Origin of the sequence: Pseudomonas lini, from assembly GCF_030812475.1 — a bacterium.
Classification (GTDB): domain Bacteria; phylum Pseudomonadota; class Gammaproteobacteria; order Pseudomonadales; family Pseudomonadaceae; genus Aquipseudomonas; species Aquipseudomonas lini_A.
On the sequence record NZ_JAUSSR010000001.1, the window covers coordinates 641,377 to 653,064 of the forward strand.

Genomic DNA, 11,688 nt, shown 5'->3' on the forward strand with positions numbered 1-11,688 from the left:
TGGGAGCGGGCTTGCTCGCGAAGACGGCCGAATAGACACCGCAATCACATAGCCTGCCACCCACCCCCAAGCGCCTTATACAGCGCAATACTCGCCTGCAACCGCGATAACCGCAGCTGCACATTCAAATCCTGCGCCGCATACAAGGTGCGCTGGGTCTCCAGCACCGTCAGCAAGTCCTCGGCCCCGGCCTCGTAGCGGCTTTGGGCAATGTTGAACGCGGTCTGCGCCTGGCTCAGTTCCTCACCTTGCCACTGCCGCTGCTCATCCAACCCGCGAATGCTGTTCAGGGCCTTTTCCACGTCGGCGAAACCATTGATGATCGCCCCGCGGTAGTTCTCCAGCAGTTCTTCCTGGCGCGCGGTGGCCTTGTCGCGCTCGGCGCTCAGGCGACCGTTGTTAAACACAGGGGCAAGCAATCCGGCCGTGAGGTTATAGAACGGGTTGCGCAGGATGTCGGCGGCGCGGTCGGCGCCGGAGCCCAGTTCCGCGCTCAGGGTCACGGTCGGCAACATCGCGGCGCGGGCGACTGTCACATCGGCTCGTGCGGCAGCCAGTTGCGCTTCGGCCCGGGCGATGTCCGGGCGACGGGTGAGCAACTCGCTGGGCACGCCGGCGGCGATGGTCGGCCATGACAGCTGATCGAAGCGTTCCGCACCGAGGCGCAATTGCTGGACCGGCCGACCGAGCAGGGCGGCGAGACTGATCAAGGCATCCTGGGCCTGCTGCTGCACCAGGGGCAATTGCCGTTGTTGCGCCGCCACCAGACTCTTCTGCTGGGCCAGTTCCAGGGCTGTTGCCGAGCCGGAGTCGAACCGGGTCTGCACCAGGTTCAGGACGTTTTGCGCGTTGGCCAGATTCAACCCGGCAATGCGGCTTTGCTCACGCAACGACAAAGCTTGCGCGTAGCTGTTGGCGACGCTGCTGAGCAACGTCAACGCCACCGTCGCCTGGTCGAATTCGCTGGCCTGCAAACCAAACTGCGCGCTGTCGCGGGAGGCGCGCTGGCCACCCCAGAAATCGATCTCGTAGGTGGCACTGAGGTTGGCGGTGAAGTAGTCCACTGCCTTATTGCTGCTGTCGGCATCGAGCTGGCTGTACCCGCTGCCGCGCAGGAGTTTTTGCCGATTGGCGTTCAGCCCGGCCTTCACCTCGGGTAGCTGCGAGCCGCCGGCAATCACCGTGTCGGCTTGCGCTTGGCGTACGCGGGCGATGGCGGCGGCCAGATCGAAGCTGCCCACTCGCGCCTGTTCGATCAGGCGATCGAGCTCCGGGCTGCCGAACTGCGTCCACCATTGAAGGTTGCGGTGCGCGGCATGTTGCGTGTGCGGCGATTGCCAGGACGAAGGCGGCTCGATGCCGCTGTCCGGACGCTGGACGGGGCTGCCACAGGCGCCGAGCAACAGGCAGAGGGTCAGCAAACTTAAGTGCGGCTTCATCAAGAGATCATTCACTGGTAAGGGCCGTGACCGGGTCGAGCCGGGCAGCTTTACGGGCCGGCATGAAGCCGAAGACAACACCGGTGACCAGGGCGCAGCCGAAGGCACCGAGCACCGCTATCAAGGAGAACGCGACCGCGACTTCGCTGAGGATCAGCACGCCGCCGACGATCAGCGCCAAGGCGATGCCGGCCAGGCCGCCGACCACCGAGAGCATCACCGCTTCGGTGAGGAACTGGCGCAGGATGTCCCGCTGACGGGCGCCGGTGGCCATGCGAATGCCGATCTCGCGAGTGCGTTCGCGCACGGTCATCAGCATGATGTTCATCACCCCGATGCCACCCACCAGCAGGGATATCGCGGCAATCGAACCGAGCATCAACGACAGGGTATTTTGCGTGCGCGCTTCGGCCTGGATCATCGCTGCATTGTTGGTCAGTTCGAAATCCTTCTTGCCGTTGTGCAGGCGCAGCATCAATTGCTCGATGGCGTGTTCCGTCTCCTTGACCTTGCGCGCATCGGCGGCGGCGACGGCGATGTATTCAGGGTTGTAGGTGCCGAACAGCCGCACACTGGCGGCGGAGTAGGGGATGGCAATGCGGTCGTCGCTGTCGGAGTCTCCGGAGCTGGCACCCTTTTCGGCGAGCACGCCGACCACCTGGAACGGCACGTTCTCGATCAGGATGTACTGGCCGATCGGGTTGGCCACGTCCTTGAGCAGCTTGGTCCGGACCTTGTGCCCGATGACGGCGACCGCTGCGGCGTTGCGTTCGTCTTCCTGGGTGAAATAACTGCCTTCCACCACCGGCCAGTTGAAGATCGCCGGGAAGTTGGTGTCATTGCCGCCGACGTAACTCAAGTGGTCGAGGTTGCCGAAGCGCACCCCGGCTTCCTGGCCGTTGACCGGCATGATCCGTGTCACCTGCGGCAGGCTGCCCACCGCGGCGACCTCGTCCAGGGTGACGATGCCCAATGGGGATCGCGGATTCGGTGACGAACCGCTCAGATAAATGATGTTGGAGCCGAACGCGCCCATCTGCGCCATCACCTGACGCTTGCTGCCTTCACCGACAGCCAGCATCACCACCACCGACGCGACGCCGATGATGATCCCGAGCAGTGTCAGGGCGGTGCGAAAGCGATTGATCCACATCACCCGCCAGGCCGCTTGCACCGCATCCACGAGTTCGCCTTTCCAGGCACCTGTGGCTTCGGCGCCTTCGCTCAGGCGCTTGCGCAGATCCACCGCTTGCAATGCGCCGGGATTGGCTGAGGTTTGAACATCGGGGTTCTCGCGGGCGCTGTCGCTGATGATCAGCCCGTCGCGAATCTCGATGATGCGCTTGGCCCGGGCCGCCACCTCTCGGTCGTGGGTAATGAGAATCACCACATGGCCCTGGCTCGCCAGTTCGTCGAGCAGGGTCATGACCTCGGCGCCGCTATGGCTGTCGAGGGCCCCGGTGGGTTCGTCGGCGAGGATGATATGCCCGCCATTCATCAAGGCGCGGGCGATGGACACCCGTTGTTGCTGGCCGCCGGAGAGTTGATGCGGACGATTGCCGGTGCGCGAGGCCAGTCCGAGGCGGTCAAGCAGGGCGGCGGCGCGGGCGTGGCGTTCGGCCGCCGGAGTACCGGCATAGATCGCCGGCATCTCGACGTTTTCCTGGGCCGAGCCGGAGGGGATCAGGTGATAACCCTGGAACACAAAACCGAAGGCTTCGCGGCGCAGCCAGGCCAGTTCGTCGCTGTCGAGGGCGGCGACGTTTTCCCCGGCGAAGCGGTATTCGCCCGACGTGGGGCGGTCGAGGCAGCCGAGGATGTTCATCAGCGTCGACTTGCCGGAGCCGGACGCGCCGACGATCGCGACGAACTCCCCGGCATGGATCGACAGGTCGATGCCACGCAATACGTGAACTTCAGGTGAATCGCCACCGCCGTAGGCTTTGCGGATGTCCTGCAGGTCGATCAGGGGCGTCAGCATTCAGCCGCCACTCCCATCGGCTGGACCGATCAACAGATGATCGCCTTCCTGCAAGCCATCGAGGATCTGTACCCGCAGGCGATCGCTGATACCGGTGCGCACGTCGCGTTGCTCGATGCTGCCGTTTTTCGCGACCACCCGGGCGGTCTGGCTGTGCGCCTGCGTGCCGGTTTGCAGGGCCGCAATCGGCGCGGTGAGGACATTTTTTGCCTGGTCGGCGACAAAGAACACTTGGGTGGTCATCTCCGCCATCAGCGCATTGTCGGCGTTATCGACGTCGAGCAACACGGTGTACAACACCACGCGCGCGCTCCCGCTTTTGCTCGAGCTGGCCGGGCTGCCGCCGCCCTGGCTGGTCTGGTCCAGCGGCTTGGGCGGCACCGGCAGGATTTGCCTCACGGTGCTGTTCCAGCGCCGCTGGCCACCGCTGAGCGTGGTGAACCAGGCCGTCATGCCGGGTTTGACATGACCGATGTCGGCTTCCGACACCTCGGCCCAGACGGTCATCGGCGACAGCTTGGCGATGCGCAGAATCAGCGGCGTTTGTTGCTGGGCGTTGAGGGTCTGGCCTTCCCGGGCGTCGAGCGCGACCACGGTTCCGCTCATGGGCGCATAAATCCTTGTGTAACCGAGCTCGGCCTGGTCGCTGCGCAGGCTGGCCTGGGCCTGGCGGATCTGCGCCTGGAACATGTCGATGCGGGCCTGGGTGGCGCGCAGTTCGGCCTCGGCGGTCTGCACATCTTCTTCGCGGGTGGCGCCGCCGGCCTTGAGGTGCTGCTGACGCTGGTATTTCTGTCGGGCGAGGTCGTGCTGTGCCCGCTGCTCCTGCAGCTGCGCCTTGAGGTTTTCGACGGAGAAACGCCCGGCGTCGAGTTTGGCCTGCTGGGTGGAGGGATCGATTTCCACCAAGAGTTGGCCTTCCTCGACCCGGTCGCCGACTTCCACGTGGATCTTCTGGATCTGCCCCGACGCCTGGGCACCCACGTCGACATAACGCCGCGGTTGCAAAGTACCCAGGGCTGTGACGCTGCTTTCGATGTCGCCCCGGGTCACGGGGATGGTAGCGAACTGGTCGCGACCGGGCGGAATGATCTGCCAGGCGGCGATGGCGATAACGGGGACCAGACACAGTGTTGCAAGCAGGGCGCGGCGGGTCTGTCGGGGACGTTTCATGCAGGGTTCCGGCCAATGGATATCGGCCCGTCGTTCAGTTGAACACTGCCGGGGAGCCGGCAGGGACGGGGAGCTGTCCTGTAAACGATTAAAGCGGCGGGGAATTTAGCCGCAGACATATGGCGTAACATCTGAAGGAAACGAGGCTGCGACCTTTGGTTTTTTTTTTAAAATCAAGATCAAAAGATCGCAGCCTGCGGCAGCTCTTACAGGTGGAGTAGCGGCGCCAACGTGACTATTTAACGGGCAAGACAAAGCAACACTTTAAATCTATATGAGAATTACTATAAATTACGCGCCTCGAACTGCCACTATCGTGCCACTGCCTGTTCCGGTGGTTGTCGCGGTGGCTCAAGGATGGAAACCGCACGGGTGCGGCCGGGAGTCATGTTGGAAAACTACTATCGCGAGCTGGTGTGTTTCCTGAACGCCAAGCTGGGCAACCGTCAGGTGGCCGAAGATGTGGTGCATGACGCTTATCTGCGGATACTGGAGCGCTCCAGCGATACGCCCATCGAGCAGCCCAGGGCCTTCCTCTATCGCACCGCGCTGAATCTGGTGATCGATGACCATCGGCGCAATGCCCTGCGTCAGGCCGAATCCCTGGACGTGCTGGACAATGAAGAACGCTACTTCACCCCCTCGCCGCATAACAGTCTCGACCACGGCCAGCGCCTGGACATGCTCCAGCGCGCCCTGGCGGAATTGCCTCGGCTGTGCCGGGAGAGTTTTCTGCTGCGCAAGATCGAGGGCTTGTCCCACCCCGAAATCGCCGAACAGCTGGGGATTTCCCGGGCGCTGGTGGAGAAGCACATCGTCAACGCCATGAAGCATTGCCGCGTACGGATGCGTCAGTGGGATGCCCATTGATCTCGTCTGGCGGGTGAAAAAACTGTATTAAATTTTGTTTCATTGTCCTCGTTCCCTATCAACAGACGATCTGCTGTCCTGCTCCAGGCCGGTCAGGTCATTAGGCTTTCGCCCCGCTGCTGGGGGGTTCATCCAGAGGACACTGGAAATGACACAGGCAATTTCATCGCCCATCGTTCACGACCTGATCGGCATCGGTTTCGGCCCTTCGAACCTGGCGCTGGCCATCGCTCTGCAAGAGCGTGGGCCGAGCCAGGGCGAGCTGGATGTACTGTTTCTCGACAAGCAGGCTGATTATCGCTGGCACGGCAATACCCTGGTGACACAGAGCGAGTTGCAGATTTCCTTCCTCAAGGACCTGGTGACCCTGCGCAACCCGACCAGCCCTTACTCGTTCGTCAATTACCTCAAGCACCACGGTCGTCTGGTGGACTTCATCAACCTCGGCACCTTCTATCCGTGCCGCATGGAGTACAACGATTACCTGCGCTGGGTCGCCGCGCAGTTCGACGCGCAGAGCCGCTACGGTGAAGAGGTGCTGACGATCGAGCCGGTGTTGCACAACCAGCAGGTCGAGGCGTTGCGGGTGATCTCGCGCGATACCCTGGGCCAGCAGCACGTGCGCACCACCCGTTCGGTGGTGGTCAGCGCCGGCGGCACCCCGCGCATTCCCGAAGCGTTCAAGGCGCTGAAGAACGATAGCCGCGTGTTCCATCACTCCCAGTACCTGGCACAGATGGCCAAACAGCCCTGTGTGGACAATCAGCCGATGAGCATTGCGATCATCGGCGGCGGACAGAGCGCGGCGGAAGCCTTCATCGATCTGAACGACAGCTACCCGTCGGTGCAGGTGGACATGATCCTGCGCGGCTCGGCACTGAAGCCGGCCGATGACAGCCCGTTCGTCAACGAAGTGTTTTCGCCGGAATTCACCGACCTGGTGTTCCAGCAGGCCAGCAGCGAGCGTGAGCGTCTGGTCAACGAGTACCACAACACCAACTATTCGGTGGTCGACATCGACTTGATCGAGCGCATTTACGGCATCTTCTACCGACAGAAAGTCTCGGGCATCGCCCGTCATGCGTTTCGCACCCTGACTACCCTCGAAAAGGCCACCGCCACCGAACACGGTATCGAACTGGCCGTGCGCAACAACGCCACCGGTGAAGTCACGGTTCGGCATTACGATGCCGTGGTACTGGCCACCGGTTACGAGCGCCAGATGCACCGCAAGTTGCTGGCACCACTGGAGCAGTACCTGGGTGATTTCGAAGTGGATCGCAACTACAAGCTCATCACGGACGAGCGTTGCAAGGCCGGCATCTATATGCAGGGCTTCTGCCAGGCCAGTCATGGTTTGAGCGACACCTTGTTGTCGATCCTGCCGATTCGTGCCGACGAGATTGCCGGCTCGTTGTATGAGCATGGCAAGGCGCGTGGGCAGGGGCGGTCAGTGATGGATGTGTTGCTAGCCACTGCCAGCTAATATTTGTAGCGCCCGTTAAGCCCTGATCGCGGGCAAGCCCGCTCCCACAGGTTGGATTTTTGTCACAAATTCTGTGTCCACCGAAGATCCCTGTGGGAGCGGGCTTACCCGCGATCAGGGCCTTACAGACACCACAAATCCACAATCCTGCCCCTTCCTGAAGAACCCCGCAATTCTCCCCTCAATACAGCCTGTACTCGCCAGACACTTCTCGCCACCTGACATTCCTACATGACACCGGATGAGGCGTTCCTGTTTTTAGGAATAGTCCTACAGAAAGCTTGTCCGCTCTTCCGTAGCCTTGTGCCCTCACGAAACACCCTGCGGGGGGCCTCCGTTGTTTAACAAAGCGTTACGTATCCTGATTGCCGACGAGCAACATTTTCAGCGGATGAGAATCGAGCGCCTGTTCAACCGGCTCGGTTATTACCGGGTGGCACCGGTGCATGACCTGCCGGAACTGCTGACGCTGGTCGAATACAGTGCCACGCCATTCGATCTGGTGGTCATCCATGCCTCGTTGGCCGGCGGCGCGTTGAACCTGCTCGATTTTTTCCTCGATAACCCGCAGGTCCGATACGCCCTGATCTATGACGGCCAACAGGCGCATCTGCCGCCAATCCCGGCCTGCGCACAGCAGAAGGTTCAAGTGAGCCATGGCTCGCTGCCGGATCTTGCGTCCGTTGAACGGTTGATGGCGCTCATTGATCGGCCCCTACCGTTGGTCGGCACTGTCATTTCTGTCAGGTAGATTCGTCCGAAATTCCATGCAACAGTCTCTGCGCAGCCGTTGTGTTAACCCGGGCCTGGCCCAAGGGCATCGATTGCCCGTTCGTAGTGCCTTTGCACAGGGAGTTGCCATGAAGTCAGCGAAGTCAGCGCTGATAGCGGACGATCATCCGGTGGTTCGCGCTGCAGTGAAAATCTTGCTCAGACAGGAGGGGTTCCAACAGATTCACGAGGTGTCCAGCGGTAACGAAGTCTTGCCGATGATCCGCGAACATAAACCTGATCTGGTGGTACAGGACCTGATCATGCCCGCACTGGACGGCCTTGATGTGCTGGCACGGATCCGGGCCGGTGAGGTGCCGTGCCGGGTCGTGGTGTTCACGTCCCTGGAAGGACTGTTTTATCAGGACCGTTGCATGCGTGCCGGTGCCGCGGCGTTTGTGTCCAAGGCCAACGATCTGGAACATCTGCACAAGGCGGTGCAGGCGGTCATGGCCGGTTACAGCTATTTCGCCAGGCTGCCGTCGAGTTCGGTGTCGCTGAACAGCTTGCAACGTAGCGAAAAAGAATTGATCGACAAACTCTCCGACCGGGAACTGACGATCTTCCAATACCTGGCCCATGGCATGAGCAACAAGGCAATCGCGCAGATCATGAACCTGAGCCACAAGACGGTCAGCACCTATAAGACCCGCACGATAGAAAAACTCAATGTCGAATCTCCGGTGCACCTGAGGGATTTCGCTCTGCGTAATCATCTGATCTGAATGAAAACCTTGCGGCGTTGGGGCAGCCTGATCATCGTCCTGCTGGCGGGGGTACCCTGGATTTCGACTGTCTGCGCGCAGCCGCAGGCATTGACGTTGCTGGGGCGCTCCAGTGCCGAGGGCCAGGTCGTCAAACTGTCAGAGACCGATTCACGGTGGTTGCGACAAAAGGGTCGATTGGTGCTCGCCGTCTCGGCACCGGATTATCCCCCCTTCGACATCACGACCACCGGTACTGACTACGAGGGATTGACCGCCGACTATGCCGGTCTGCTGCAGCAGCTGCTAAACATAGAGATCGACGTTCAGCGTTACCCATCGCGGGAGGACGCGGTGCGGGCAATCAAGCAAGGCAGCGCGGATCTGCTCGGCACCGCCAACAGCTATGAGGCCGAAAACCCGTCGCTGCGCATGTCCGACGCCTATGCCGTGGATCAACCGGTGCTGGTGACGCGCACAGAGTCCTCGCAGCCGCTGGACCCGGACCTGGCTGGTAAACGGCTGGCGACGCTGTACCACTATCTGCCTGAACACAGGGTGCAGGCGTTCTATTCCCAGGCCAGCGTCCAATTGTTTCCCTCTACCCTGAGTGCAGTGGGCGCCGTAGCGTTCCAGCAAGCGGATGTCTACCTGGGCGACGCGATCAGCGCCCATTACCTGATCAGCAAGAACTATCTCAACAACGTGCAATTGGCCGATTTTTCGCCCATGGAGTCCGGTCGCTTTGCGTTCGCGATGACCCGCGACAACTCACCATTGCATCGCATCGTCAACATCGCGCTGGCGGCGGTGAGCACCAATGAACAGATGAACATCCTGCGTCGATGGGGCGCGAGCGGGACTTCCATTCCCGGTACCCAGGCGCTGCAATTGAGCGAGGCCGAGCAGCGTTGGCTCGATCGACATCCGCGAGCAAGCGTGGCAATGAACGAAAACATCCTGCCGATTTCGTTTATCGACAGCGATGGCAAGTTTCGCGGGATCAGCGCTGATGTACTGGACAAAATCAGTCTGCGCACCGGCTTGCAGTTCGATGTACGGCCTGCCAGATCAATCGCCGAAATGTTGGAGGCGCTCAAGACCGGAGAGATCGATCTGGTGGCGGGGATAAGCCCCAGCATCGAGCGCGAGGCCGGGTTGCGTTTCACCCGCCCGTTTCTCACCAGCCCGAATGTGCTGGTGACTCGCGCCGGCCCGAATAATCCCACGACCCTGGATGAAATGGCCGGCAAAACCCTGGCGATCACCCAGGGCAACAGTGCCGGTGAATTCATTCGTCAGCATTTCCCGCGGATCAGGCTGGTCAATGCGCCCTTGACCGCGGATGCAATGGAAATGGTCGCCCGGGGCAAGGCTGACGGCGCTATCAACTCGTTGATCGCTGCCCGCTACATGATTTCCCGGCGCTACCGCAATCAGCTGCGGGTGATCAGCACCGTGGGCACCGATCCTGCCCGCAGTACCCTGGCCACCAGTCGCGAGGCCGTTGAACTGCATTCGATCCTGGACAAGGCGCTGCTCAGTATCGACCCCGAAGACATCGATGACCTGACCCTCTATTGGCGCAATGATCTGATGGTGGAGCAAAGCTTCTGGCTGCGTCATCGCCAGGCCATTTTTCAGGCATTTGCCGGCGCCGGCGCCTTGCTGGTGCTCGCCCTTGTCTGGATCGGTTATCAGCGCCGGCAGATCCGCCAGCGCCAACTGTTGCTCAGCCAACTGCAGGACGCCAAGGACGCCGCCGACGAGGCCAATCGGGCCAAGACCACGTTTCTGGCAACCATGAGTCATGAGATCCGCACGCCGATGAATGCCCTGCTCGGGATGCTCGAACTGGCGCAGAAACGTGCCGATGAAGGTATTACCGACCGTTCCGCCATCGAGGTGGCGTCGAATGCCGGGCAACAATTGCTGGCGCTGATCGGCGACATCCTGGACATCGCCCGCATCGAATCCGGGCATTTGTCGCTGACCCCTGAGCGAGCCAACCTGCGGACACTGGTGGAGTCGGTGTGTCGGGTTTTCGAGGGCCTGGCACGCCACAAGCATCTGGCGTGGCGAGTCGATCTGGACCGGCACAGCGACTGCGACGTATTGATCGATCCCACGCGCTTCAAGCAAGTGCTGTCCAATCTGTTGAGCAATGCCATCAAGTTCACTCACCAGGGCGAGGTGAGCCTGACCCTGCGGGTCGAGCCTGTTCTGCCGGGGCATCTGACGGTCAGTGTGTGCATTGAAGACAGCGGTATCGGCATCGGAGCCGTGGACCAGCAGCGGTTGTTCAGTCCTTTCGTTCAGGCCGGCAACAGCCAGCAGTCCGGGCGCAGCGGATCCGGCCTGGGGTTGGTGATCAGCCGCTCCCTGTGTGAAATGATGGGGGGGCGCTTACAGCTCGAGAGCGTTCTGGGGCGGGGCACCCGGATCGACGTCAGCCTGGAACTGCCGGCGTTGCAAGCGTTGCCTTTGCCCGAGTCGACCGCCAGCGAAGTTCAGGTGTCCACCCGGGCGCTGGCGATCCTGGTGGTGGACGATTACCCGGCCAATCGATTGCTGCTGTCACGGCAGCTGAGCTTTCTGGGCCACCATGTGCTCGAGGCCGAAAACGGCGAGCGCGGCCTTGCGCAGTGGCGAGAACATGAGTTCGATCTGATCATTACCGACTGCAATATGCCGCTGGTCAGCGGCTATGAATTGGCGGGGGCGATACGCGATGAGGAGCGGGTCCAGGGATTGCCACCGACGCCGATCCTGGGGTTCACCGCCAATGCGCAGCCCGAGGAAAAGATTCGCTGCGTCGAAGCGGGGATGGACGACTGTCTGTTCAAGCCCATCCGGCTGGCCGATCTGAGCGCATGGTTGGCATCAAGGTTTGCGGGCGAATTGCCCCGGGTGGTCGCCGCACCTGCAACGGCGGAGATCGACCTGAGCGGGCTGGAACTCTACGTCGGTGAAGACCGTGAGCTGATCGAACAATTGCTGCGCGATCTGGCCGTGACCAACCGTGACGACCGCGAACTTCTGCTGCAGCTGCACGCCCGACGCAATCTCCACGAGTTGCCGACACTGGCGCACCGGATCAAGGGCGGCGCGCTGATGGTTCGCGCGGTCAGCCTGATCCAGTGTTGCGAGCAACTGGAGCGGGCCTGTAGCGAGGGCCGAGCGGCACTGATCGACGAGGCCGTCGATCAGTTGCAACAGGCCATGACTCGCCTGGATCAAAGCCTTGCACAGGGCTGACGTTCA

8 protein-coding genes are annotated in these 11,688 nt (G+C 61.5%); 5 read left to right on the top strand and 3 right to left on the bottom strand.

Going from position 1 to position 11,688, the window contains the following annotated elements:
• Nucleotides 1-44: 44 nt before the first annotated feature.
• Genes J2W17_RS02925 through J2W17_RS02935 form a run of 3 tightly spaced genes read right to left on the bottom strand, consistent with a single transcriptional unit; the run spans nucleotide 45 to nucleotide 4,593 of the window.
• Nucleotides 45-1,439, bottom strand: a complete 1,395-nt coding sequence (locus J2W17_RS02925; RefSeq protein ID WP_307328900.1) for an efflux transporter outer membrane subunit — start codon at nucleotides 1,437-1,439, stop codon at nucleotides 45-47.
• Nucleotides 1,440-1,446: 7 nt separating this feature from the next.
• Nucleotides 1,447-3,420 (bottom strand): MacB family efflux pump subunit, encoded by a 1,974-nt coding sequence (locus J2W17_RS02930; protein ID WP_307328904.1) that lies wholly within the window; start codon nucleotides 3,418-3,420, stop codon nucleotides 1,447-1,449.
• On the bottom strand, nucleotides 3,421-4,593 hold the full coding sequence (locus J2W17_RS02935) for an efflux RND transporter periplasmic adaptor subunit (protein ID WP_307328907.1): 1,173 nt from the start codon (nucleotides 4,591-4,593) through the stop codon (nucleotides 3,421-3,423).
• 387 nt (nucleotides 4,594-4,980) lie between these two features.
• Here J2W17_RS02935 and J2W17_RS02940 point away from each other — a divergent pair, with 387 nt between their 5' ends.
• The 5 genes from J2W17_RS02940 (at nucleotide 4,981) to J2W17_RS02960 (ending at nucleotide 11,682) form a co-directional block, all read left to right on the top strand.
• A complete protein-coding gene (locus J2W17_RS02940) occupies nucleotides 4,981-5,463 on the top strand; it encodes a sigma-70 family RNA polymerase sigma factor (RefSeq protein ID WP_307329464.1) in 483 nt (160 codons plus the stop codon).
• A gap of 148 nt (nucleotides 5,464-5,611) precedes the next feature.
• On the top strand, nucleotides 5,612-6,949 hold the full coding sequence (locus J2W17_RS02945; RefSeq protein WP_307328912.1) for a lysine N(6)-hydroxylase/L-ornithine N(5)-oxygenase family protein: 1,338 nt from the start codon (nucleotides 5,612-5,614) through the stop codon (nucleotides 6,947-6,949).
• Between the two features lie 337 nt (nucleotides 6,950-7,286).
• A complete protein-coding gene (locus J2W17_RS02950) occupies nucleotides 7,287-7,700 on the top strand; it encodes a response regulator (protein ID WP_307328915.1) in 414 nt (137 codons plus the stop codon).
• A 109-nt stretch (nucleotides 7,701-7,809) separates the two neighbouring features.
• Entirely contained in the window at nucleotides 7,810-8,445 is a 636-nt protein-coding gene (locus J2W17_RS02955) for a response regulator transcription factor (RefSeq protein WP_307328918.1), read from the top strand.
• The gene (locus J2W17_RS02960) at nucleotides 8,446-11,682 is read left to right on the top strand and encodes a transporter substrate-binding domain-containing protein (protein ID WP_307328922.1); all 3,237 of its coding nucleotides are present in this window, start codon (nucleotides 8,446-8,448) and stop codon (nucleotides 11,680-11,682) included.
• The last annotated feature ends 6 nt before the right edge of the window (nucleotides 11,683-11,688 follow it).